This window comes from Synechococcus sp. PCC 6717, from assembly GCF_022698185.1.
Classification (GTDB): domain Bacteria; phylum Cyanobacteriota; class Cyanobacteriia; order Thermosynechococcales; family Thermosynechococcaceae; genus Thermosynechococcus; species Thermosynechococcus lividus.
Genome location: NZ_JAKLTV010000007.1, coordinates 1 through 23,140, shown reverse-complemented (window position 1 = coordinate 23,140; position 23,140 = coordinate 1). Strand labels below are relative to the sequence as shown.

Sequence of the window (23,140 nt, the reverse complement as noted above, 5' to 3'; positions counted from 1 at the left end):
CGACCAGATTTTCAACAGCCGCAGCCTCTCTTAACTGTGGTAATTTGAGCTCATCTTCACTGAGTCATCTATCGCAACACATGGTTGGCTATCTAATTTCCTTGGGTATCTTTACCGCAACCTTTGCCCTCTTTAGTTTGGGCTTAAATTTACAGTGGGGCTACACAGGGCTGATTAACTTTGGCCATGTGGGGTTTTTGGCCTTAGGCTCCTACACCACGATTTTGCTGGGGATTGCTGGGGTGCCGATGCTCTTTGCGGTTCTAGCAGGTGTGATTCTGGCAATGGGGCTGGGGTTTGTGATGGGGATTGCTACCCTGCGCCTACGGGAGGATTATTTGGCCATTGTCACAATTGGGATGGCGGAAATTGTCCGTCTGGTTGCCCTGAATGAAGATTGGCTGACCCGGGGTGGGCGGGGGGTCTATGGCTTTCCGTTACCTTTGGCACAGTTTGAGCCGAATCTGCCGACTAAGCTGGGGATGATTGCCATTTTCTGGGGGGTAGTGGTGGCCGCAGCAGTGCAGTGGTGGCAGTGGTTAGAGCGCCAGTACAGTCGGGGGCGATCGCTCCCCCCTTGGGGACTACCTGCCTACGCTGCTCTACTGGTTGCGGGGTCTGTGGGGTTGTGGCTGACCCTTGAACCACTGAGTTTAGGGCGTGGCCTTGCTATAGCACCGTTGGTGGTCACCCTGATCACCCTTGGCGGGGCGATCGCGCTGTTGGGTAGTCAATGGCGTGGGGTTCCAATCGTGCCCATAGGCTTAAATACCTTAGCGGCAGCGCTGGTGGGACTGGTGGTGCAAGCCTTAACCGTTGGCCTGTGGGATTTTAGCTATCGGGCTGGCCTGCTGTGGTTGTTAGTGTTGGTGCTAGCGATTGTGGTGTGGCAATTGGAGCGCTGGATCCATTCTCCGTGGGGACGAGTGCTCAAAGCCATTCGTGAAGATGAAGAGGTGGCCAAGGCGCTGGGTAAAAACGTGTTTGCGTATAAAATGCAGTCCTTGATGCTGGGAGGGGCGATCGCGGCAGTAGCGGGGTCATTTTATGCGTGGCAACTGACCTTTGTGAACCCCGATGGCTTTGTTTCCCTCATTACTTTTCAGGCATGGACTATTGTGGTGCTCGGCGGTGCTGGCAATAATATGGGTACCCTCTTAGGTGCCACTCTGTTTTGGGCCTATACTGCCTTAACACGCTTTATTCCCCTAGATGGGGGTCGCCTCGAAGCCTTGCGGATGATGCTCATTGGTGTGCTCTTGATCCTCTTGATGATGTGGCGACCACAGGGTATTTTGGGCAAAAAGGAGGAACTCAGCCTTGGTCGATGAACCATCCATTGCACCTGTTTCCAGTGGAGTCACTCAGTCACCTGACCCCAACCTGCTGGTGGCAACGGGATTGTGCAAGTGCTTTGGAGGCATTCATGCCGTCGATCATGCCGAAATTTCAGTGGCTCGCAATAGTATCACGGGTCTGATTGGTCCCAACGGCGCAGGCAAAACAACCCTCTTTAACCTGCTTTGCAATTTTATTCCCCCCGATCAAGGCCGGGTGATCTTTGACGGTGAACCCATTAGCCATTTACCCCCCCACCAAGTGGCGCTGCAGGGGCTACTGCGCACCTTTCAGGTACCGCGGGTACTGTCCCGGCTGTCGGTTCTAGAAAATATGCTCTTGGCGGCTCCCCGGCAAACCGGTGAACAATTCTGGAATAGTTGGCTCAAGCCCCTGCGCATTCGCCAAGAAGAACAAGAGTTACGGCAGCGTGCTTGGCATCTTTTAGAGTCTGTTGGACTAGCAGCTAAAGCCAATGACTATGCCGGTGCCCTTTCCGGTGGTCAGCGCAAACTCTTGGAAATGGCACGGGTGATGATGCATCGCCCGCGGCTTGTTCTGTTGGACGAGCCAGCGGCTGGTGTTAACCCCACCCTTATTAATCAAATCTGCGAGTATATTCTTCAGTGGAATCAACAGGATGGTGTCACCTTCCTGATTATTGAGCACAATATGGATGTCATAATGTCTTTGTGTCATCACATCTGGGTATTGGCAGAAGGTAAAAACCTTGCGAATGGCTCTCCCAGTGAGATTCAAACGAATCCTGATGTCTTGACAGCGTACCTAGGACAGTGATTTGGCATCAGGAGCAAAAAGATGGCACATCGCAAAAGCCTCATAGCGGTTGGCTGGACTGTTGCTACGTTTGTTGTGGCTTTATTTGCGGTGCCTGTGTACTATCAACCTACCCGCATCTGTGGGATGCCCTATGGCTTACTTGAGGTTTTTGGCAGTGTCCTTGTAGGCGCACTAGCAGTTTGTGGCTTTCTATACTGCCCTTTACGCCCCCTCTGGGCGAAAATTGTTACGTTTCTGCTGGCGGTTCTTGTCCTAGTTCAAGCGCTGCACCCAGTGCTTGGTTATGTGATCTGCCTGTCCCGAGCCTCTTGAGCGCAGTGGCAGTGAGTCGCCCCTTCAGAGGCGGTAAAATACATACATGAGAATTACGCTGATTTAGCTGATTTATAAGTAGCTAGCAGCAGCGTAAGCTCTGTCGGGAGGTCTGTCATGCTAGTGATCCTGACCCAGAATCATATTCTACCGTCACAGTCTGTTTGCCAGTCCTGTCTCCTTGCCGATCGCCATGGTCAACCTCGCTGGCAAGAAGGCCAACTGCGGTGCGGTGCTCCTGTGTGTGGTTCCTCAGAGCGGGGGTGTCAGCAGTTTCGCTGTCAGATGGGGTTTCATCTAGTTCAAGTGTCGGATTTGCCCGCTACCCTAGAACAAGACACCTAATCATTGTGAGGGCTACATTGTGACTTGGCGTGCCACAACAACGATCCCCGATCGCATCTTTGCTTGCTTGGCCTACCTCTTGCCCCTGTTTTACGTTATGCCGTTGGGGGGGTTCCTCTTTGAGATGTTTCCGCCGCTGCAAGCTTTATTTATCGTGGTGTTGCCTGTTGCCCTACTGTACTCCATTCCGTTTGCGGGGTTAATTGTATTTATGCTGCTGTACCTGCTGGTGGTTCGCAATTCCCGCATTAGTCTATTTATTCGCTACAACACGATGCAGGCAATGCTGATGGGGATTGCCCTGTTTATCGCGCAATTGGTGCTACAGCTTTTGACCCGCGTTGCCAGCTTTGAACTGCTGATGAAGGTATTGTTTAACTTTATTTTCATTGCAACAGTGGCAGGGGTTATCTTTGCCGTTGTCCAGTCTATTCGCGGCATTTATGCGGAAATTCCGACCCTCTCTGATGCTACAAAAAGTCAGGTTTTTTAGCGCTGAGGGTCGGTAGCAGCGCATCCACAAGGCGCTCAGGATACACCCCTAAGGTGGTCCACTGCTTGGCTGCTGCAAGTCCTGCTTGGGCATGCCACCATACGCCCCCAAGGGTTGAGTGCAGCAGCTCCTGTTGTGCCAAGAGACCACCAATGAGGCCAGTGAGGACATCGCCACTGCCGCCACGGGCAAGGGCAGGGGTACTGGCGGGATTGATCCACAGGTTGCCAGCAGGGGTGGCGATCGCAGTGCGTGCGCCTTTGAGAACCACAAGACAATTGCTGTGAGCGGCTGCCGCTTGTACTTGCTCAAGGCGATCGCCCTCGGCACTTAGGTCGGGAAAGAGCCGCCGAAATTCCCCTAGGTGGGGGGTCAACACCAGCGGTGCGGCCAAAGGCCACGGGGAGAGGGTGGCTAAAATGTTCAAACCATCGGCATCCAGTACTGTGGGTATCCCCGACGCTAACACCTGTTCGATAACGGTTGTGGCGGCAGTGGTTAARCCCGGCCCACAGGCGATCGCCTGAACGCGTTGTAAATCTAAATCTGCTGGCAAGTGGGCGATCGCGCCTGTGTTGGTTTCTGGGCAGCCCACCACAATGGCATCGGGTACCCGCGCAAGCACCAAGGGTTTTAAGGAGTTGGGCACTGCCACCACCAGCATCCCCACCCCCGTACAGCGCGCTGCTAAGGCACTGAGGAGAATACTGCCACCAAAGCGCGCCGAGCCGCCAATGAGTAACAGTTGCCCCTGCCGATACTTATGGGTTATGGGGGATCTGGCGAGGGGTAACAGCTGCCAGCACTGAGAATCGAGGCAATAGCGCCGCGGCATCGTTCCTAGGACGTTATCAATGATGGTTGCAGGAATGTCAAAGGTAAGGAGTTCGGCCTCCCCCACCCACGGCAGCGCCTCATCCATCAGAAGCCCCCGCTTCCACAGGCCGAGACAGAGGGTGCGAGTGGCTTGAATGGCAGTTCCCAACACTGCCCCGCGATCGCTACACAGGCCAGAGGGCACATCGATGCTCAGCCGCGGCACACACCACTGATTCACCTGAGCAAAGGCAGCCCCTAGCTCATGACTGACAGACCGCTCTAGCCCAAAGCCAAACACCCCATCCACAATTAGGTTGGCCGTTGCTAGCTCAGCTACCTCGCTAGTGAAGGGAATGCCAAGAAAACGGGCATACTTGGCGTGATCCGCCGTTAGGGGTTTCAGGCGGCTAAAGGGTTGCCACACCGTTACAGTGTAGCCCCGGTGCCACAACTCCCGCGCCACAACCAACGCATCACCCCCATTGTGCCCAGGACCGGCCAGCACCCCCACCTTGGGATGGGTGGTGACCGGATAGAGGCAGCATAGACGATCGCTGAGGCGCTGCCCCACCTTTTCCATGAGAGCCGCGATCGGTAAGCCAGCCGCAAACATCGCTGCCTCGATCGCCTGCATTTCTGAGGTGGTGACGATGCTAGGAAAGGGTTGACTAACCATTAAACCCGCACCGACTGCCAATACTGACCAAGGGGCGCGGCATGATGGGCACCGGTGACCTGCGGCACATTCCCCGGAATCCCCAACTGTTGCCAGTAGGCCAACACCGCAAAGGCGATCGCCTCTTTGGCATCCACGGGTACCCCCGCCACTGCCGTGGTTTCTACTGGAATTTCCCCCAGATGTAGCCGTAGGCGTTCCTGCAAAAAGCCATTATGGGCACCGCCACCACACAATAAGACCCGATCCGGTCGCCGGGGTAAAAAGCGCTCATAGCTCTGGGCAATACTGCGGGCGGTAAACTCCGTGAGGGTGGCTAACACATCGGCTGGTTTAAGGCCTAGGGCAGTGGCTTGCTCTAAACACTGCTGCCAAAATAGCCAGCCAAAGAGTTCCCGGCCAGTGGATTTAGGGGGCGGTGCACTAAAAAAGGGATGGCTCAGCCATTGCACCACTAACGCCTCACACACGTGCCCTTGCCGTGCCCAGTGCCCATCCGCATCGTAGCGCTGTTGTCCAGCAGAAAAATAACTCACCGCCAGATCAAGGAGGACGTTGCCAGGGCCAGTATCCCACCCCAGCACGTGATTGCCGCTTTGATCCTGTTGCTGGGGGAGGAGGTAGGCCACATTGCCAATGCCGCCAATATTTTGAATACAGCGATACTCTTGGGGGTGCCCCAGCAGACACCAATCCACCCGCGGCACGAGGGGTGCCCCCTGCCCCCCTAGGGCAATATCCTGGGCACGAAAGTTCGAAACGGTGGGAATGCCAGTGCGATAGGCAATCAGTTCACCGCGCCCCAACTGCACACTGTGGCCGAGGCGATCGCCCGTGGGGGGACGATGGAACACCGTTTGACCATGGGAGCCAATCAGTTGCGCTGGCGGGTAGCCCATCTGGACGGTTAACGCAGCGGTGGCAAAAGCGGTGGCAATGGCATCGTCTAGTTCCGACCACGCCGCCATAGTAAGCGGCTCTGCGGCACAGACCGCTAAAATCTGCTGCCGTAACTCTGGCGGGTAGGGAACCGTGCAAAAATTTAGCACCTGCACCCGCAAATCCAGTTGCCGCCCCTGCAACTCCACCAAAACTGCATCAATGCCATCCACCGATGTCCCGCTGATCAGGCCAATAACCCGCATGGCACCCTCCTATAAGAGCTGATATTTAGTTTCCGCCAAGCGGTACAGGGGTCGCCAAACGAAGCGATTCGTCAGCACCACTAGGAGAGACATCACAACGGTGGACGCTAGCAACAGCGGAAAATCAGCCTTCACACTGGCTTCAGAGATAATTGCACCTAAGCCCAACGTCTGCTCCGTTTGGTTCTGAAACTCAACGTACTCACTGACAATGCTGGAATTCCATGCCCCCCCCACAGCGGTAATAATCCCCGTAATCAGGTAGGGGAAAATGCCCGGCAGAATAACAGTGCGCCAGCGTTGCCACCACGAGAGTTGATAGATCGTTGCCACCTCAAATAACTCCGTGGGAATGGCCTGTGCCCCAGCAATGACGTTAAAGAGAATGTACCACATTGTCCCCAGCATCATTAATGCCACAGCGCCAATTTCTAACCCCCCCCCTAAGTTGGCCAACGCTAGCAGGAGCACCGGAAACAGCGCCGTTGCTGGCACTGACGCAGCAATTTGCACCAAGGGCTGGAGCACCTGCGCCGCCCGTGGATTGCGGCCAATGGCTACCCCCACTGGCACGGTCCACAATAGGGATAAAACTAGAGCAACACTGACCCGCACCGTGGTTAACACCGCACCAATGCCGATGAGTTGCCAATCGCGGATGCTGACGGTCGTCATTTGCACGGCTGAGGCAATGGTGCCCCAACCGACCACAGCAACAAACAAAAAGAACACGATCGGCAAAATAGGCACACTATGACTGCGAGGGGGAGCAGCGGTCGTCCGCTGTGCCCCTTTAGGGCGCAGGTAATTGTCTAGCCGTTCCCACACCGGCGTAAAGACCGTTTGATGAAAGGCACGCAGGGTGGGCGATCGCCGCAGAAAATCTAACACAAAAGACTTGGGCGTACTTTCGGCCTCGACCATCTCTATTTTGAACTTTTCCCCCCAAGCAATCAGTGGCCGCCAGACCACAATATCAACCGCAATAATGACACTAATGAGCACCGCCAACCCGTAAACCAAGGCGGCATAGTCCTGCTGGTTCGCTGCCTCTGCAAGGTACGAGCCTAACCCCGGAAGCGTAAAGGTTTGCTCACCAATGGTAAACGACTCGATCGCCATCAAGAAAAACCAGCCCCCCGCGACCGACATCACACTATTCCAGATCAAACCAATGGCTCCTGCGGGTAAGTCCAGCGTCCACACCTGCTGCCACCAGCCCAAGCGGTAGATTTTGGCCACCTCCCGCAATTCTCGCGGCACACTGATGAGGGATTGGTAAAAGCTAAACGTCATGTTCCAAGCCATGCCAGTGTAGATGAGAATAATCGCCGCTAACTCCACCCCTAGGCGACTTCCCGGAAAAATCGCAATCAGCGCTAGGACAACGCCGGGCAAAAACGACAGCACTGGAATTGACTGCAAAATATCCAGTAGCGGTAGCAAAATCTTTTCGGCGGTGCGGTTGTAAAACGCCAAGTAAGAATACAACACACTAAACACTAAGGAAATGATGTAGGCAATTAGCATCCGTAGGAGCGTCTGCGCCGTATAACTGGGTAAGACGCTGGGACTGAGCTGAATGGTGATGGTAGGGTCATAGCTAGCGGTGAATTTTGCCGCCGTATTCACAATCCAGAAAATAAGCGTAATCAGGGCAAGAATAATCAAGCCATCTTGCCACGTCCATGGACGGTTCAGGGTTTGATTATCGGGGGTGAGGGGGCGTGCCATGCGGTTCCTCCACGGGGCATCTTCACGAGGMAAATTATATCGCCCCACCGCCAATGTATCTGAGTGGGGCAATACAGCAGCATCACAGCGGCATCTGCTAAAGGTTCCTTTCCAGATCTTTCCAAAAGCAGATGCGGCATCGCAGTTAATCTCAACTGATCGAATATTAGAAATTGGGCTTGGCGATCGCAGCCATCTCATGCCAAGTTGCTTCTTGATAGGGATGGGTGGCAGTTGGCTCAAAACCCAAACAATCGCTCAAGCTACCTAACGGCCAAGATCAGCAGTTGCAGAGATCTTCAACGCAGCCCCGATCGCCCGTCAATCCGCTGCACTGTAATGCTAGCTGGAACACGCAGTGTAGCTAGGGGCAAATCGCCTAAGCGGTTGATGAATGTTCGGGATGATAGGCTGCGGCCTCTAAGCGGCACCCCATATAGGCAAGGGTGTAAAGCTCCTTCAGATCCTGAATGAGCGGGTAGCGGGGATTGGCTCCCGTACACTGATCGTCAAAGGCTAGCTCTGCCATTTCTGCTACTTGATCGTAAAAAATTTGATCTTCACTATGCAGTGTTTCCTTAATGGTAGCTGGAATCTCTAGCTGAGCTTTCAGGTCTTCGATCGCCCCAATCAGCCGTTCGACTTTTTCCTCTGCCGTTTCACCCCCTAGGTGCAACGCATCGGCAATCTGGGCATAGCGTTCTTTGGCCTGCGGATACTTATACTGCGGGAAGATTGCCTGTTTCAGGGGAGCATCCGTCGCGTTATAGCGAATGACATGGGAAATTAACAGGGCATTGGCTAGACCATGGGGGACATGGAAGGTAGATCCGAGCTTGTGTGCCATGGAGTGACACACCCCCAAAAAGGCATTGGCAAAGGCCATCCCCGCGATGGTGGCGGCATAGTGCACTTTTTCGCGCGCTTCTGGATCGGCAGCCCCATGGCGGTAGGCGCGTGGCAGGTAGGCAAACAGCAGCTTAATGGCTTCTAGGGCTAATCCTTCGGTAAATTCCGTGGACAGTACCGACACGTAAGACTCCAACGCGTGGGTGAGGGCATCAATGCCACCGTAGGCCGTGAGTTTTTTCGGCATGTGCAGCACCAACTCAGGATCCACAATGGCCATCGTGGGGGTTAAGGCGTAATCAGCTAAGGGATACTTAATCCCCACGCGGTCATCGGTGACAACAGCAAAGGGGGTGACTTCTGAGCCGGTACCCGAGGTGGTAGGAATGGCGACCATGATGGCTTTTTGTCCTAAGGGAGGCAATTGATAGACCCGCTTGCGGATATCCATGAAGCGCATGGCCAAGCCGTCAAACTCGACCTCAGGATGCTCGTACAAAAGCCACATGACTTTGGCTGCATCCATGGGGGAGCCACCACCAACGGCAATGATGACATCTGGCTGATACTGTCGAAGCAAGGCAAGGCCACGGTTAACCGTGCTCAGGGTGGGATCTGGCTCTACCTCGTGGAAAATATCGTGTTTGATCCCCATTTCCTCAAGGACATGGGTAATGGGATCGGTAATACCTAGGTCAAAAAGGGGTTTATCGGTAATTAAAAAGGCGCGTTGTTTGCCGTCTAAATCCCGCAGTGCCACAGGTAAGCACCCAGGTTTGAAGTAAATTTTAGGTGGCACCCGGAACCAAAGCATATTTTCGCGGCGATCGCTCACGGTTTTGATATTCAGCAAATGATGGGGGCCGACGTTTTCGGAAATGATGTTGCCGCCCCACGTGCCGCAGCCCAGTGTTAAGGAGGGATCCAGCTTAAAGTTATACAGATCCCCGATCGCCCCTTGGGAAGACGGCGTGTTAATGAGTACCCGTGCAGTTTGCATCCGATACTTAAAGTAGGCAATATCATCTTGATTACGGGGATCGGTATAGAGAACGGACGTGTGCCCCATCCCTCCAAAGTTGACTAGCTGCGCTGCCATCTCAACCCCTTTATGGAACTGGGGAGCGCGGTAGAGTGCCAAGATCGGACACAGTTTTTCGTAGGCAAACGGCTCTTGGACACCAATCTCGGTAACCTCTGCCAACAGCACCCGCGTCTGTGGGGGTACCTCAATGCCAGCCATAGCAGCAATACGAGACGCTGACTGACCGACAATAGCGGCGTTCAGGCGGCCATCTTTCAAAATGAGTTGCCCAACCCGCTCTTGCTCCTCTGGTTTGAGGATATAGCCGCCCCGCCGTTGAAATTCGGCTTTCACTGCCTCATACACGTCATCAACCACAATGACTGACTGCTCCGACGCACAGATCATGCCGTTGTCAAAGGACTTGCTCAGCAAAATCGAGCTAACAGCGGTGGCAATATCGGCAGTGGCATCAATGAGGGCAGGGGTATTGCCAGCCCCCACACCAATGGCAGGATGGCCGGAGGAGTAGGCGGCCTTAACCATCCCCGGCCCACCCGTTGCCAAAATCAGCTTAATCTCAGGGTGTTGCATGAGTGCCTGCGACAATTCAATGGTGGGTTCATCAATCCAGCCAATGATGTCAGCAGGCGCACCCGCCGCCACTGCTGCTTCTAGGACAATCTTGGCGGCCTCAGCCGTACAGGCTTTGGCACGAGGATGGGGAGAAAAGATAATGCCATTACGAGTTTTCAGGCAAATCAGGGCTTTGAAAATCGTGGTCGAGGTGGGATTGGTGACCGGCACCACCCCCGCCACAATGCCTACGGGTTCAGCAATTTTTTGGATGCCAAAGAGGGGATCATCTTCAATCACCCCACAGGTTTTTTCCTCTTTGTACTTGTTGTAAATAAACTCTGAGGCGAAGTGGTTTTTAATCACTTTATCTTCAACCAGTCCCATGCCAGTTTCGGCAACCGCAGCCTTGGCAAGGGGGATGCGGGCTTGGTTAGCGGCCATTGCAGCCTGATGAAAAATATGATCGACTTGGGCTTGGGTAAACTGGGCGTAGCGTGCTTGGGCGTCTTTGACGCGCTGGATGAGTGCTTCTAACCCCGTCAAATCCTTGACCGGTGCATAGCTGGTGGTGGCAGTCATTGGCTACTCCTTAAACCTTCATCAAGGGATTATTGAACTGTGAGATTGTAGTCACGAAAGATGGCGATCGCCCGGGCAACATCGTCCGGACTGGCGGCAGGGGTGTCATACAATTGATAGGGCAACCCTAACTGCTGCCATTTGTATTCCCCCATTTTGTGAAAGGGCAGGACTTCAACCTTTTCGATATTGCGCAGACCAGCAACAAATTGGGCGAGGCCACGGATGTTGTCCGGATCGTCCGTGAGGCCGGGCACTAGCACAAACCGAATCCAAGTGGGTTTGTGAATCTGATCGAGGTAGCGAGCCAACTCAAGGGTGGGTGTAATGGCGACACTAGTGACCCGCCGATAGGTATCTGGCAAGAAGGATTTAATATCCAGCAACACCAAGTCAGCAGCCGCTACCACTGGCTTGGCCACATCTAACACCACATAGCCAGAGGTATCCAAGGCCGTGTGTAACCCTAGGTTATGGCAGCCCTCAAAAATTTCGCGGACAAACTCTGGCTGCATTAAGGGTTCGCCACCACTGACGGTGACCCCCCCCTGCCGCAGGTAAGAGCGGTAGTGCTCAATGTCGTTGAGCAGTTCTGTGACGGTGACCGGTTTGCCTTGATGGGGTTCACGACAATCAGGATTATGGCAGTACAGACAGCGCAGCGGGCATCCCTGAGTAAAAATCACGTAGCGGATCCCTGGGCCATCAACCGTGCCACAGGTCTCAACGGAGTGAATGTAACCGATTGTCTGCTGCTCGGGCAGAGTTGACACCATAGGTACCTCAAGGGAAATTGAATTGGTGTGTTACCACTGGACAACAATGCTGAAACCTCTTGTGGTGAATGAATTCATAAGCCGGTTTACGCTGTTTGGGACTCTTGATACAGTCTCAATGACGGTAAATTGTAGAGGGACAAGCAACTAATAATAGCTAATAACAGCAATTTCAAATATGTCCCTAAATCCATTATAAAAGAACGATCCAGAGAGAATTCATTCCTTAATCAAGACTTTATAAAGGCCAGAGATTGCTGAGAATTGCTGATTTGCTTAATATTTGCCCGGAATAGTCTGATTCCTTGCCACTGCTGATTTAGGCATTGTTTAAGTGAGGCGATCGCATCGTTAGGAATGCACCTCACTTTAGATTATATAAAATTTATCAATGTCTATTTTCTGATTTAAGTTTCTGTAGCGGTGTGACCTATTTGCTGGCAATTAATTTGCACCAAACAAGCTGTTTCCTAGCACCATGCCCATAGGGTAGCTTTACCGAAAAACGCCGTAAAGCCCCTAGCTTTAGCTATGGGGATATAAGGCGCATATTGTTTTATCAAGCTGAGTCTGTGATAAAATGGAACCATGAGAGTCATAGAAGCCAAGCTAAAGGGCACACAGGAGCAATATCAGTCTCTGGACGAAGCCATCCGTACCGCACAGTTTGTGCGCAACAAGTGTGTACGGTACTGGATGGACAACCGTGGTGTGGGCAGGAATGACCTCTATGCCCACTGCAAAACCTTGGCTCAAGAGTTTGATTTTGCTAAAAAGTTAAACTCAGCGGCAAGGCAGGCAAGTGCAGAGCGAGCTTGGGCTTCCATTTCTCGCTTCTATACCAACTGCCAAAACAAGGAGGCAACGAAAGGCTATCCCAAATTCAAGAAGCATTGCCGCTCTGTAGAGTACAAGCTATCGGGCTGGAAGCTATCAGGGGATGGGATGTCCATCCCCTTCACCGTTCGCGTAAGCGGGACGGAGTCCTTTGGCTTCAATGCTGGCTTGTTTGCTCTGTACTGCAATGGTGAGGCAAGACAGCATATCCTCAACTCTAAAATCAACCGAGTGCGAGTGGTACGCAGAGCAGATGGGTACTATGCTCAATTCTGCTTGGATGTAGAGCGCAAAGAGCAAGGACAATACACAGGCAATGTCATCGGTATTGACTTGGGGTTAAAACACTTCTACACCGACCAGAACGGAAACACGGTCGATTGTCCTAAGTTTTTAAGACGTAGTGAACGGAGGTTAAAGCAACATCAACGCAGATTAAGTCGGAAGTTCAAGAAAGGGGCGAAACCTCAATCTAAGAACTACCACAAGCAAAGAAAGCGACTAGGCAAAGTACATCTGAAAGTTCAACGCCAACGTAAAGACTGGGCAATCAAGCTTGCTCGGTGCGTAGTGGCATCTAACGTTCGCCTTTGGCGGCGCGGAGCGCTTTGTCGTGGTGTATGAGGACTTGCAGGTGAAGAACCTAGTCAAGAATCATCATCTTGCCAAATCCATCCATGATGCTAGTTGGTCTCAGTTCACCCAATGGCTGGACTACTACGGGAAGGTGTGGGATAAGGCAGTAGTGTCAGTACCGCCACAGTACACCACACAGGACTGTACTCATTGCGGTCATAGGGTGCCAAAAACTCTATCCACTAGAACCCATGGTTGTCCTAAGTGCGGGTTTGAGTTAGACAGAGACCAGAACGCGGCTCTGAATATCTTGAAAAAGGGGCTAAGCATCTTGGGGATGGAATGGCAAAACAGTACCCAAGGGCATTGGGGAACTGGGGAGAAATCCCAAACGACTGGGGAGATAAGCACCTCTACTATGGATGGGAAACCTGAAATGGTAAGTGCTGTCGCTGAACTAGTAACAAGAATCCCCTGCCTTTAGGCATGGGGAGTATGTCAAAAGAGGACAGGTGGGGCTAGCTATTGCAGCGATCGCAGTGGCCACAGCGGCAGGTTTGGGCTTCTTGGGTAAATCCAAAGGCGCGCAGTAGGAACTGCCAACGACAGCCTTTATACCTAAGAAACTCCTGCATACGGCGACTTTCAGGATCCTCGCGGTTGGGGGGCACAACATTGGGGGCAATTTGCCGCAGTTGGAAATGAAACGGATCCTGCCACTGGAGTGCCCCCTGTTGGTGGAGCAAGGCAAGGGTCAGCTCCAAATTGGCAACGGTTGATCGCAGCGCATTCAGGTTGCCTTGGCGAGGAAGTTTTGTGGCTTGTGCCATGGCCTGCCGCTGAATGTCTTGGCTCTGGCGCTCGAAAAACTGCCACCGTTGCTGATCGTCGCGATCTAGTCCCCAGCGATCGCTCACCAAGGTCAGCGCCACTGCCGGTTGGCCATCACGACCGGCGCGCCCCACTTCTTGGAGGTATTCACTGAGTTGTAGGGGAGGTTGATAGTGGCAAATCCAGCGCACATCCGGTTTGTTCACCCCCATACCAAAGGCACTGGTGCAGATCACAAAGGGTAGGGTGCCCTGCAGCCAAGCGGTTTCAATGCGGCGACGCTCCGGTGCGGGCAGGCCGCCATGGTAAGCGGCGGTGGTATATCCGTGGTGCTGCAACCATGCTGCGAGGGTTTCTGTGTCGCGGCGGGTGCGGGCATAGATCAAACCTGAGGTGCGCCCCTTCTGCTGGACAAAGTGGCGTAAACAGTGGCGGCGGTACCCTCGACTCCAGACGCTGTGTACCCGCAGGTGCAGATTGGGGCGGTAGGGGCTGTGCCGGATCTGCGCTGGCGTGTCTAAGCCCAAAACCTCGATGAGGACGCGCTGGCTGCTGGGATCAGCGGTGGCGGTAAAAGCCGCAAGGCCAATACGGGGGTGCTCGGGTTTGAGGCGGGCAATTTCCGGCCGAACGGTGCCTAAGCGCCGATAGCTTGGGCGAAAGCGATCGCCCCACTGAACAAGGCAATGGGCTTCATCCACAATTAAGCCATTTAGCCGCAAGGCTGGGGCGCACAGGCATTGCCACACCGCAGAACTAAAGAGAGACTCCGGCGAAAGATAGAGTAACCGCAACTGCTGCTGCTCAMCCTGCCGTAACACCTGCCGTCGCTGGTAGGTCGATAACTCGCTGTGGTAGGCCGCTGCCTTCAGACCCCGCTGCCGCAGGTCTGCCACTTGGTTTTCCATAAGAGCCAGCAACGGAGAAATCACAAGGGTGATCCCTTCCTGGAGCAATGCTGGGAGCTGAAAGCACAGACTCTTGCCTGCACCAGTCGGCAGCACGACCACCACATCTCGCCGCTCTAGCAGTGCAGTGATCACATCCCCCTGAGGCGATCGCAAAGCGGTGTAGCCCCAGTAGCGTTGTAGTGCTTGGTGGACTTGCGCCAAAGTCACCTCTGACATGAGCGACCTCGCTGAAGTCGTTATTCTTAAATTTATATTTTTTTATGGCGCGCCCCCATTGTGCAGAGATTCCAGCATCAACTCGGTACAATCTAGCCATTGTCATCCCTTGACTGTTGCTGAAAGAACTGGAGCCACGCCATGGTTGCTGTTTACCCCGGAAGCTTTGACCCAATTACCTTCGGTCACCTTGATATTATTGAGCGGGGTACTCGCTTGTTTGCGGAGGTGATCGTGGCGATCGCCCACAATCCCCAAAAGAAAGCTCTTTTTAGTGTTGAGCAGCGGATTGCCCAAATTCGTGCCGCAACCGCTCATCTGGTCAATGTGCGGGTCGATACCTTCGATGGCCTGACCGTTGAGTATGCGCGATCGCAACAGGCCAAGATACTCCTGCGCGGCCTGCGAGTGCTCTCAGATTTCGAGTATGAGTTACAAATGTCTCACACCAACAAAAGCCTATGGCCGGAGATTGAAACCGTGTTCCTCACGACATCAAATGAGTATAGTTTCTTAAGTAGTAGCCTAGTGAAAGAAATTGCCCGATTTGGTGGTAATGTTCGTCATCTTGTTCCAGCAACCGTTGCTAAGGACTTAGAAGAATGCTTTACTCAAACACTGATTACATCTCCACAACCACCGGCATGACAGAGCTACCGGAGAGTGCAACCGGTTCGGCTCCCCTCCTCCTGCTACAGCAGTTGCAACGATTGGAAGAACTCCTGATTCTGGAAGGGACAAAAATCCCCTTCACTGGACGAAAACTCATTGACGAAGAGCAACTCCTCACCCATCTGGCTCAGATTGAGCAGGCAATTCCTGAATCCGTGGCCTTGGCACAGCGCATCCTCAACCAGCGGGATGATCTGCTCAAGCAAGCCCAGCAGCGGGCACAGGAGATCATTCGCCATGCCGAACAACGCGCTGCCCAAATTGCCGATGAACTGCGGATTCGCCAACAGGCGGAATTAGAGGCGCAAAAAATTCGCCAGCAAGTCCAGCAGGAGGTCGAGCTAATGCGACAGCGGGCGATCGAAGAGATGAATTTACTCCGGCAAAATACGRAAAAAGAACTGGCGCATCTACGGCAAATGMCCCGCCACGAGTGTCAAGAGCGGCAGCAGGAAGCAGATACCTATGCCGAACGCACCCTAGGGGAAATGGAGCGTCAATTTAAGGAGATGCTGGCCGTGATTCAGAATGGTCGCCAGTACCTCAAACAACATCAGGCCTCGCGATCGTCCTAGGGGCTGCCGCGATCGTAAATTTCAATGTTCCATTGCCCCCGCTCACTGGTTTGATAGGCAACATAGCGGCCATCGCCACTGATGCTTGGGTGCCGACAAATCCCCCGCACAGCTTGGCTTAGAAGCTGAGGCCGCTGGGTCTGGCGATCGTAGACAAAGACATCGGGTCGCCCCCGTTCGGTGGAAATATAAGCAATAAAGCGACCATTGGCACTGAGGCTGGGTTGCTCTTGGCTGGAGTTCGGGCGATTCAGGTTCGGAAGATCCACAAAACGGCGCTCCTGTAAATCGTACAGGTAGAGGTTCCGCTGCCCTTGGCGATCGCTGCCAAAGGCCAAATAGCGCCCATCGGCACTCAGGGAAGGGGCTTCATCCGCGGCGGTACTGTTAAATCCTGCCCCTTGGTTCACCGGTGGCGGCACAAACCCCTGTAGATCCTGACAGCCCATGAGGATGCACAGCAGGCCAAGCCCCAACACACCCTTAGCGAGCCTTGATCGGCTCCAAGGTAAAAAAGGTTTGAAAAATCTCTGCATCCACTTCATTCATGTGTTGCTGCAAACTATCTAAAAACTCGTGCATGCCTTGGCGAATGATCTCTTCAATGGTGAGGTAGTCCAACTGAGATCGCAAGCGTCCAAGGTGGCGCTCAACGCGGTTATGCCAACTCCCAAGGGGGGTGCCCGTAATTTTGTAGAGGGACTTTTCCACCTGTAAGAGGCAGAAGCGAATTGCCCGCGGAAATTCGGCATCCAAAATCAAAAACTCTGCGACCCCCGCAGGGGTAATGCGGTGTAGGCCACGTTTGCGGTACATTTCGTAGGCACTGGCAGATTTCAGGAGGGCAATCCAGCCTAACTCGTCGATGGGGCTGCCAACATCCTCCACTGATGGCAACAGCAGGTAATATTTGACATCTAGAATACGGGAGGTTTTATCGGCACGCTCTAATAGCCGTCCCATTTGGCCAAAATGCCAAGCTTCATTGTGGCTCATGGTACTATCCATCACCCCAGCAAACAGGTGACTGGCCTGTTTCACGCGCTCCAGAAATCTAGCTATCTCCACCTGTTCAGGGGCTTGGGCTGCTTCGCGCACTAGGGTGTAAAAGGCGTTGACCTGTTGCCACATTTCCGAGGAGATAACTTCGCGAATCGAGGTAGCATTTTCCCGCGCCGCTCGAATGCAGGAGACAATGGAGTTAGGGTAGCTGGCATCAAAGGTCAGAAAATGGATGACATTATCAGCGGTAGGGGCGCCGTAGTGCTCCTGAAAAAAGGGTAAGTCGCCGGTAGTCAACACCAGTGGTTCCCACTGTCCGCCTGGGTTCGTTGGCAGGTCGAGGAGCATATTCAGGTTGACATCCACAAACCGGGCAATATTTTCCGCCCGCTCAATGTAGCGGTTGAGCCAATAGACGGCATCGGCAACACGACTTAGCATATACTGACAAGCATCCACTCCGTGCTCACACTCTAGCAAGCTTTGCCGGCCCTGAACATATGCAGCAAACCCGCTTAAACACTCTGCTGGATCGTCTGGGGACGCAGATTCAAGATCAGCTAAAAAATCCGTGGCGGCGTTTGGCTACGTTAGTCATTGCGATCCTCTTTGGCGTGTTTTTGGGGTTAGCCATTTCCTCAACGGCGGGGCAGGTGGGCTACTTAGATATTGTTGCCTCTGCTTTAGTGGCGATCGCAGCGGAGGTGATCAGTGCCCTGTTTTATAGCGATCGCTGGAAATTACGCCAAACGCTTTTTGGTGAAGTGTTGAATGCTTTCAAGTTTGGTGTTCTCTACGGGTTATTTTTAGTGGCCTTCCTCTTGGGCAGTTAAGGGAGCAGCTGGTGCCATGATGGAAGGGATGGTTTGGGTATCGCATGTTTGGGTTTAATCGCCGTGGGCGGCCAGCCCAGTCCCTCTCCAGTGGCAATATCACCACTGTGGCGCTGGAAATTTATCGCCACCAAGGTAATCGCTACTTTCTGCTGAGCCTCTTTGCCCATGCATGGTTTTTTCTATTGACGATTGCGGCCATTATCGTTTTGCTGGTGGCGATCGCCCTTGCTGGGTTTACCCTTGCGGCCTTCAACGGTGCTGGGGGATTTTTAATCCTAGTGGGGACTGGTGTTCTCATCGCCCTGCCTATCTATCTGTTTGGCTGGACCCGCTTCATGGCTAGCGGTGCCCTTATTTCCCGGCGGATGTACACGGTGTTAGCAGCCCTTGAGGAGTCAGAAACCGAAGCCCGCGCAGCCATTTTCCCCAAGATGGCGCACTATTTGCTGGCAACCCTCTTGGTTAGCCTGATTTTAGCGGTTGTCTATGCCATTTTGGCGGCGATCGCCTACGTCCTATACCTAGGGATCTGGCCACTCATCCAACTCATTGACACCGACAGCCTGTCCGATGCCGCACGGGGGTTTCTGTTGATGAGCGCTGCCCTTGGTGGGCTGCTGGTATTACTACTTGCCCTCCTAGTCATTTCCTACGTCAGTGCCCGCCTCTCCCTTGTGGATGTTGTCCTTGCCCTAGAGCCGGGCACAACACCAAGGCGATCGCTGCAGCGGAGTTGGCAGTTAACCCAAGGGCAGACATGGCATACCCTCACCGTTTTTTTCATTGCGTCTGTGTTGGTCATTCCCGCCAATATTGTGGCCAGCATTATTAATAGCTTGGTGATTATCCCCATTGCGGGGTTATTTGTGGGGGTATTGTTACTTCCGCTCTGGCAAGGCATTAAAGCGGTCATGTACTGGGATCTGCGAATCCGTAACGAAGGTGCTGCCTTTCAAGTGCGCCCGGAAGCCGCAAACCCCATGCGGTGGCTACGGCGAGTGACCTTACGCACTCCCGAAAGTATTGAACTTGACTTTGCCCTAGCGGGGATTGGCAGTCGTGCCCTTGCTTGGCTCATTGACCAAGTCATTCTCTATAGCGCTCTGGTGCTCTTTTCTCTGCTGGCAGCTTACATCTACATCTATGCTATCTATCCTTGGCTAATTGAGGTTGCCCCCAACAGCGGCCAAAGTGTTGAGGCATGGAGCTTAGGGCTTTACCTTTTGGTGATCTTTGCCCTCTATAACGGCTACTACATTTTCTTTGAATCCTACTGGCAAGGACAAACCCCCGGCAAACGCTATGCGGAAATCCGCGTTGTCCAAGAGAATGGCCGTCCGATTGGCATTAAAGAGGCCACCTTGCGCAGTCTGCTACAGTCCATTGACGTTGCTTTTTTTGGCATAGGAGCGCTGCTTATTGCGTTAACGCGATCAGAAAAACGGCTGGGGGATATGGTGGCAGGAACACTCGTCATTCAGGATGAGCAAGCAACCCGCCTAGCACCACTGGCTCCAGCCGTGAATGCCGAAACAACGGCGTGGGTTGCTCCATTGCGGCAAACTGCCCGCTGGGAACACATAACCCCTGAGCACTATCTAATGCTGCGAAACTTCCTCAATTCTCGAGATCAACTCAGCCCAGTAGGTCGCTACCAAGCTGCGCGTGAGCTGCGACAACACCTAGAACCCTTATTGCTACCATCTGAGAACCCACTCTCGCTGGATACCAGTCAACTCAGTGCCGAGGCCTTTTTGGAAGCCCTGTACCTCGCCTACCGCCAACAGTACCAATCGTCCTCCCCCTCCTAATCGAGAGAAGCAGAGAAGTCTATGCGTTATCTAATCCCCCTTGGTTATAGCCTTGCCTTTGTGAGCATAATCCTGCCGGCCATCAGTGTTGCCAGCGAAGTAACTTTACAAGCCGTTGCGCCTACTCCTCAACGCTACGCCCTTATGGGGGTCTCCTTTGAAACCCCCGTGAGTTTTTCAGCACCAACCGCAATGGGGGAAAATGGCGTGGCGGTGGTCTATCCGGCCAACTCAGTGCCCGGTGAGCACGAGCTAATGGTGAGCTTAATTAGCTTGCCTCCCATGAGTGATGTCCTCGGAGGCCTATCGGATCAGGAACTGCGCAGTTGGCTACGGTTTACTGAAGTGGGCGGCCCCCTTTCTGCTGCCCCCGGACGGATTGAACGCCGCATGTTAGGGCGGCGGGTTCGTGGGGAAGTGTTTTATCATCAAACCCCTCGCCCCCTGCACCAAGAGCTATACCTAATGCACCTACAGGGAGGGCGACGGTTAGCCATGATTTTTGAAGCGGACGATCACGTGCCGCTGCCAATGATTGAACAGGTCTTTAGCCATGTAGCAGCAACCGCTCAGGAATTAGCGCCGCGATCGCGGGAGTGGAAGCGCAGCTTTGAATGGTGGAAACACCGTTGATCGAGTCCCTAGTCTGCAAACTGCGAACGTGAGCGCATTGTAGCTCTCCAAACTGCCCTAGGTTCGCTGGAGGTATAGACAATGGCGCTGAGCATGGCTAAGGGGGGTAACAAAGTCCTGCACGTCTAAGAGTTGGCTGTGATAGCGGGGCAGGAGTGCGTTTAAGGTGTTGACTTCAGGAGCTGTCCATTGCCCACGATAAAGGATAAGAATACCCCCCGGACGCAGCCGTGGTAGGCCGTACTGACAGCAACGAGCTAAGTCTCCCACCGCGCGAATCATCGCTAAGTCGTAGGTGAATTGATGCGCTTCGGCGCGCCCCCACTGGGGTCTGAGGTTGCTCAACCCTAGCTGCTGTGGTAGCGATTCTAGAAATCTTACCTTTTTTTGGGTGGCCTCCAGTAAGGTAATCTGCCAATCGGGACGGGCGATCGCCACGGGCACCCCCGGAAAGCCGCCGCCGCTGCCAATATCAACCACCCGCTGGATAGAGGTTCCCCACGGAGACGACCTTGGCAGTAGCCACGGGGCAATTCCCCTGAGAGAGTCCCAGAGGTGTTTTTCCCAAAAATCTGTTGCGGTGGTAATACGGGTGAGGTTAATCGACTGATTCGCCCTTAAAACTGCACCATAAAAACGCTGAAACTGTTCCTGCTGGCGATCGCTGGGCTGCCAATGCAGCGTTTCTTGCCACAGCGCAGCATTGAGGGGCAGCAGCAGCGGGTTAGCTGTCGCCATCACCGGCGGGKAGTTCTTTTTTGGCCGTTAGCACCTCCCACGCTGCTTTGAGCCGCTCTTCAAAGTCTTTGACGTGGACAGACACCGTATCAGCATTTGCTTTGAGGTCGGCCATTGCGGCTTCCAGTGCTTTTTGTACATCCGCTGGCAACGCTTTCAACTGGGCTGCTGCAAATCGCTGCAAGGCGGCCATCAGCGCCTTTGCTGCTTCGGTTACCTCTTCGGGGCTAGCAGCAACAGATTCGGACGGTTCAGAGGTTGGTGTCGTATCAACCGTTTCCGTAGAGGTTGGTTCGTCAGACATAAGCGCAATTGCTCCCAAGCAAACATCTACTGGTGAGTATAGCTTGACTTTTCAGATTCTCCCATGGACTTACAGCCAAGCGTATGCCATCCATGGGCGGGGATCGACACATTCGCCATTCACGTAAAGTCCCCAGTGCAAATGGGGGCCGGTGGATGCGCCTGTGTTGCCGACCGTCCCAATCACTTGACCTGCTTCCACGATTTGCCCCTCTTGAACGCGAATGTCATCGAGGTGTAAGTAGATGGTGAGAACACCTTGGCCATGATCAATGCCAACGGTATTGCCATGAATTAAAAAGCCTTGGGCTTCTCGACCCACTAGGGCAACCCGCCCGCGCTGCGCAGCTTTGACGGCGGAGCCTCGCGGCCCAGCATAGTCTAACCCCCGATGGAAATAGTCTTGGGCAAACACACCGTTATAGTAGCGGCGGACACCGTAGGGGGTCGTCACCGGACCACTGTTGGGACGAACAAAGGCACCTGTCCACAGTTTTTCGGGGGTTACTAGGGCTTTGAAGGCATCCACCCGATCAAACTCGGCATCGGTGCCTTGGGAGTCTTTGCCGGGGGGTAGCCAAATCCGCTGCACCGGAAAGGAGCGATTGCCAACCCACAACAGCATATTTCGGGTTTCACCGCCAGCACGCACAATTAGCGATCGCCGCCCCGGCGGTTGTAGCGGTGTCGTCGGTACAAAGGCACGCCACTGTTGCTGAGCGATAGGAAAGACTGGCATTGGTTTACCGCCGGCCTCCACTGTGGGTTTTTCAGCAGCTGTGACCACAATACTAAAGGTATCCCCTAAAACAGCACGATCGGGACTGACGCTGACGCTGAGGGGAGTGGTGGTTGCAGCCAGCGAGATGAGTGCGGCAGCAGGGACAAACCAAGGCAAGAGGTTCTGGGACATCATAAAAACTCAAGTGCCACGGCACTTCTCCTAGTCACCCAAACGGTCTCTATCTTTGATAGACTTAACAATTGTGCTGGTGTAGCTCAGTTGGCAGAGCAACTGACTTGTAATCAGTAGGTCAGGGGTTCAAGTCCCCTCACCAGCTTCTCTTTAACATTACCTTGCGGGAAGTCCCTAGGTGAAGTCTTCGGAACCTAGGGATGAAAGCAAGGGCAGAATATAGTTATAGGAGTGATGTGGGCGGGCTAAAACCCCTCCGCTTTAGCGAGGGGATACAGCCAACTCAGGGGGCTTTAGCCCTCTCTATGTGTTAAACTAGAGACGTGGAAAGTAGGCGTATCAACTACGCGAAGAAACATCCTAGTACGGAGAGATCCCGGCAAGTAAGTCACTACCGCTTTGGCGGCAAGCCTAAACCACTGCAAGCAATGGCAGGATGTTGAGCGTATCGAATTGGCTAGTGTTGAAAAGCGCGAAACCACGAACCAAAACATAAACGTAGTCCCAATAGCAGAAATGCTTGAGGTGAGTAGGGGGTCTTTGACTGCCCCCACCCGCATTAAGTTGTGGGTGACAGCTCAAGGGAAAAGCGAAGCAACGCGGCTTCAGCCCGTTGCGTAGCATCCTTTGGGAATCCCCTCTCTTTCAAGGAGGGGAGAAGTCAATGCTGCTTGTTTTTGCCGACGCTGTTGAACTCACTCCTAAAAAAGTACGTTACCTCCTGTGATACCATTCGCTACTGCTGTGGCTGCTGTTGTTGCTCTTACTGCTGCTGCTGTTCACCCCCCTGTTCAGGTGGCGGTGCCAACGCAG

General features: G+C 53.6%; 23 protein-coding genes and 1 tRNA gene. 13 read left to right on the top strand and 11 right to left on the bottom strand.

Features of this window, described 5'->3' with window-relative positions; translation table 11 throughout:
• Positions 1-80: 80 nt before the first annotated feature.
• The 5 genes from L5470_RS06425 (at position 81) to L5470_RS06405 (ending at position 3,289) form a co-directional block, all read left to right on the top strand.
• Positions 81-1,331 (top strand): ABC transporter permease subunit, encoded by a 1,251-nt coding sequence (locus L5470_RS06425; protein WP_499498907.1) that lies wholly within the window; start codon positions 81-83, stop codon positions 1,329-1,331.
• On the top strand, positions 1,321-2,136 hold the full coding sequence (locus tag L5470_RS06420; RefSeq protein ID WP_499498905.1) for an ABC transporter ATP-binding protein: 816 nt from the start codon (positions 1,321-1,323) through the stop codon (positions 2,134-2,136). The genes L5470_RS06425 and L5470_RS06420 overlap by 11 nt, the downstream gene beginning before the upstream one ends.
• A 21-nt stretch (positions 2,137-2,157) precedes the next feature.
• On the top strand, positions 2,158-2,451 hold the full coding sequence (locus tag L5470_RS06415) for a hypothetical protein (RefSeq protein ID WP_499498903.1): 294 nt from the start codon (positions 2,158-2,160) through the stop codon (positions 2,449-2,451).
• A 117-nt stretch (positions 2,452-2,568) separates the two neighbouring features.
• Positions 2,569-2,796 (top strand): hypothetical protein, encoded by a 228-nt coding sequence (locus L5470_RS06410; protein WP_448513694.1) that lies wholly within the window; start codon positions 2,569-2,571, stop codon positions 2,794-2,796.
• 19 nt (positions 2,797-2,815) lie between these two features.
• Positions 2,816-3,289: a Tic20 family protein gene (locus L5470_RS06405; RefSeq protein WP_099799654.1), complete on the top strand. Its 474-nt coding sequence runs from the start codon at positions 2,816-2,818 to the stop codon at positions 3,287-3,289.
• On the opposite strand, the gene L5470_RS06400 is transcribed toward L5470_RS06405, so the two are convergent.
• From L5470_RS06400 to pflA, 5 genes are all read right to left on the bottom strand, one after another.
• Entirely contained in the window at positions 3,267-4,784 is a 1,518-nt protein-coding gene (locus L5470_RS06400; RefSeq protein WP_499498900.1) for an NAD(P)H-hydrate dehydratase, read from the bottom strand. The genes L5470_RS06405 and L5470_RS06400 overlap by 23 nt on opposite strands.
• Positions 4,784-5,929 carry an anhydro-N-acetylmuramic acid kinase gene (locus L5470_RS06395; RefSeq protein WP_499498898.1) on the bottom strand — a complete coding sequence of 382 codons (1,146 nt, stop codon included), beginning with the start codon at positions 5,927-5,929 and terminating at the stop codon, positions 4,784-4,786. Before L5470_RS06395 ends, L5470_RS06400 begins: the two co-directional genes overlap by 1 nt.
• Positions 5,930-5,938: 9 nt before the next feature.
• Complete coding sequence (locus L5470_RS06390) at positions 5,939-7,663, bottom strand: ABC transporter permease (protein ID WP_499498896.1); 1,725 nt, start codon at positions 7,661-7,663, stop codon at positions 5,939-5,941.
• A 379-nt stretch (positions 7,664-8,042) separates the two neighbouring features.
• Complete coding sequence (gene adhE, locus L5470_RS06385) at positions 8,043-10,694, bottom strand: bifunctional acetaldehyde-CoA/alcohol dehydrogenase (RefSeq protein WP_099799650.1); 2,652 nt, start codon at positions 10,692-10,694, stop codon at positions 8,043-8,045.
• 29 nt (positions 10,695-10,723) lie between these two features.
• Positions 10,724-11,470 (bottom strand): pyruvate formate-lyase-activating protein, encoded by a 747-nt coding sequence (gene pflA / locus L5470_RS06380; protein WP_099799649.1) that lies wholly within the window; start codon positions 11,468-11,470, stop codon positions 10,724-10,726.
• A gap of 588 nt (positions 11,471-12,058) precedes the next feature.
• Between pflA and L5470_RS06375 the strand changes: the two genes are divergently transcribed.
• Together L5470_RS06375 and L5470_RS06370 are read left to right on the top strand one after the other, a co-directional pair.
• Positions 12,059-12,931, top strand: a complete 873-nt coding sequence (locus tag L5470_RS06375) for an RNA-guided endonuclease InsQ/TnpB family protein (RefSeq protein ID WP_499498893.1) — start codon at positions 12,059-12,061, stop codon at positions 12,929-12,931.
• Positions 12,921-13,367, top strand: a complete 447-nt coding sequence (locus tag L5470_RS06370; RefSeq protein ID WP_499498891.1) for an RNA-guided endonuclease InsQ/TnpB family protein — start codon at positions 12,921-12,923, stop codon at positions 13,365-13,367. Before L5470_RS06375 ends, L5470_RS06370 begins: the two co-directional genes overlap by 11 nt.
• A 34-nt stretch (positions 13,368-13,401) precedes the next feature.
• Here the strand turns inward: L5470_RS06370 and L5470_RS06365 are convergent, their stop codons facing one another.
• Positions 13,402-14,841: a RecQ family ATP-dependent DNA helicase gene (locus L5470_RS06365; protein WP_499498889.1), complete on the bottom strand. Its 1,440-nt coding sequence runs from the start codon at positions 14,839-14,841 to the stop codon at positions 13,402-13,404.
• A gap of 141 nt (positions 14,842-14,982) precedes the next feature.
• Between L5470_RS06365 and coaD the strand changes: the two genes are divergently transcribed.
• Positions 14,983-15,489 (top strand): pantetheine-phosphate adenylyltransferase, encoded by a 507-nt coding sequence (gene coaD / locus L5470_RS06360; protein ID WP_099799330.1) that lies wholly within the window; start codon positions 14,983-14,985, stop codon positions 15,487-15,489.
• Positions 15,444-16,088, top strand: coding sequence for a F0F1 ATP synthase subunit B (locus L5470_RS06355; RefSeq protein ID WP_499498886.1), 645 nt, complete (start codon positions 15,444-15,446; stop codon positions 16,086-16,088). The genes coaD and L5470_RS06355 overlap by 46 nt, the downstream gene beginning before the upstream one ends.
• Here the strand turns inward: L5470_RS06355 and L5470_RS06350 are convergent.
• Positions 16,085-16,537, bottom strand: a complete 453-nt coding sequence (locus tag L5470_RS06350; RefSeq protein ID WP_099799924.1) for a TolB family protein — start codon at positions 16,535-16,537, stop codon at positions 16,085-16,087. The two genes, L5470_RS06355 and L5470_RS06350, sit on opposite strands and share 4 nt — an antisense overlap.
• A 34-nt stretch (positions 16,538-16,571) precedes the next feature.
• Complete coding sequence (locus L5470_RS06345; RefSeq protein WP_198406006.1) at positions 16,572-17,531, bottom strand: alpha-E domain-containing protein; 960 nt, start codon at positions 17,529-17,531, stop codon at positions 16,572-16,574.
• 59 nt (positions 17,532-17,590) lie between these two features.
• On the opposite strand from L5470_RS06345, the gene L5470_RS06340 reads away from it, so the two are divergent.
• Genes L5470_RS06340 through L5470_RS06330 form a run of 3 tightly spaced genes read left to right on the top strand, consistent with a single transcriptional unit; the run spans position 17,591 to position 20,370 of the window.
• The gene (locus tag L5470_RS06340; protein ID WP_099799333.1) at positions 17,591-17,923 is read left to right on the top strand and encodes a DUF565 domain-containing protein; all 333 of its coding nucleotides are present in this window, start codon (positions 17,591-17,593) and stop codon (positions 17,921-17,923) included.
• 44 nt (positions 17,924-17,967) lie between these two features.
• Positions 17,968-19,737 carry an RDD family protein gene (locus L5470_RS06335; RefSeq protein WP_499498883.1) on the top strand — a complete coding sequence of 590 codons (1,770 nt, stop codon included), beginning with the start codon at positions 17,968-17,970 and terminating at the stop codon, positions 19,735-19,737.
• A 21-nt stretch (positions 19,738-19,758) separates the two neighbouring features.
• Positions 19,759-20,370, top strand: a complete 612-nt coding sequence (locus L5470_RS06330) for a hypothetical protein (RefSeq protein ID WP_499498881.1) — start codon at positions 19,759-19,761, stop codon at positions 20,368-20,370.
• Between the two features lie 57 nt (positions 20,371-20,427).
• Here the strand turns inward: L5470_RS06330 and rsmG are convergent, their stop codons facing one another.
• The 3 genes from rsmG to L5470_RS06315 form a co-directional block, all read right to left on the bottom strand.
• The gene (gene rsmG / locus L5470_RS06325) at positions 20,428-21,108 is read right to left on the bottom strand and encodes a 16S rRNA (guanine(527)-N(7))-methyltransferase RsmG (RefSeq protein WP_499498880.1); all 681 of its coding nucleotides are present in this window, start codon (positions 21,106-21,108) and stop codon (positions 20,428-20,430) included.
• Positions 21,095-21,412, bottom strand: coding sequence for a hypothetical protein (locus tag L5470_RS06320; RefSeq protein ID WP_099799337.1), 318 nt, complete (start codon positions 21,410-21,412; stop codon positions 21,095-21,097). Before L5470_RS06320 ends, rsmG begins: the two co-directional genes overlap by 14 nt.
• 69 nt (positions 21,413-21,481) lie before the next feature.
• The gene (locus L5470_RS06315) at positions 21,482-22,327 is read right to left on the bottom strand and encodes a M23 family metallopeptidase (protein WP_499498877.1); all 846 of its coding nucleotides are present in this window, start codon (positions 22,325-22,327) and stop codon (positions 21,482-21,484) included.
• A gap of 72 nt (positions 22,328-22,399) precedes the next feature.
• Between L5470_RS06315 and L5470_RS06310 the strand changes: the two genes are divergently transcribed.
• Positions 22,400-22,472: transfer RNA gene (locus tag L5470_RS06310), tRNA-Thr, on the top strand.
• The last annotated feature ends 668 nt before the right edge of the window (positions 22,473-23,140 follow it).

Bases quoted from the DNA above. Each gene is read 5' to 3' on its own strand.
- L5470_RS06425 (WP_499498907.1), top strand. From the start codon at position 81: ATGGTTGGCTATCTAATTTCCTTGGGTATCTTTACCGCAACCTTTGCC.
- L5470_RS06415 (WP_499498903.1), top strand. From the start codon at position 2,158: ATGGCACATCGCAAAAGCCTCATAGCGGTTGGCTGGACTGTTGCTACG.
- L5470_RS06410 (WP_448513694.1), top strand. From the start codon at position 2,569: ATGCTAGTGATCCTGACCCAGAATCATATTCTACCGTCACAGTCTGTT.
- L5470_RS06395 (WP_499498898.1), bottom strand. From the start codon at position 5,929: ATGCGGGTTATTGGCCTGATCAGCGGGACATCGGTGGATGGCATTGAT.
- L5470_RS06390 (WP_499498896.1), bottom strand. From the start codon at position 7,663: ATGGCACGCCCCCTCACCCCCGATAATCAAACCCTGAACCGTCCATGG.
- adhE (WP_099799650.1), bottom strand. From the start codon at position 10,694: ATGACTGCCACCACCAGCTATGCACCGGTCAAGGATTTGACGGGGTTA.
- pflA (WP_099799649.1), bottom strand. From the start codon at position 11,470: ATGGTGTCAACTCTGCCCGAGCAGCAGACAATCGGTTACATTCACTCC.
- L5470_RS06375 (WP_499498893.1), top strand. From the start codon at position 12,059: ATGAGAGTCATAGAAGCCAAGCTAAAGGGCACACAGGAGCAATATCAG.
- coaD (WP_099799330.1), top strand. From the start codon at position 14,983: ATGGTTGCTGTTTACCCCGGAAGCTTTGACCCAATTACCTTCGGTCAC.
- L5470_RS06350 (WP_099799924.1), bottom strand. From the start codon at position 16,537: ATGGGCTGTCAGGATCTACAGGGGTTTGTGCCGCCACCGGTGAACCAA.
- L5470_RS06345 (WP_198406006.1), bottom strand. From the start codon at position 17,531: ATGCTAAGTCGTGTTGCCGATGCCGTCTATTGGCTCAACCGCTACATT.
- L5470_RS06340 (WP_099799333.1), top strand. From the start codon at position 17,591: ATGCAGCAAACCCGCTTAAACACTCTGCTGGATCGTCTGGGGACGCAG.
- L5470_RS06335 (WP_499498883.1), top strand. From the start codon at position 17,968: ATGTTTGGGTTTAATCGCCGTGGGCGGCCAGCCCAGTCCCTCTCCAGT.
- L5470_RS06330 (WP_499498881.1), top strand. From the start codon at position 19,759: ATGCGTTATCTAATCCCCCTTGGTTATAGCCTTGCCTTTGTGAGCATA.
- rsmG (WP_499498880.1), bottom strand. From the start codon at position 21,108: ATGGCGACAGCTAACCCGCTGCTGCTGCCCCTCAATGCTGCGCTGTGG.
- L5470_RS06315 (WP_499498877.1), bottom strand. From the start codon at position 22,327: ATGATGTCCCAGAACCTCTTGCCTTGGTTTGTCCCTGCTGCCGCACTC.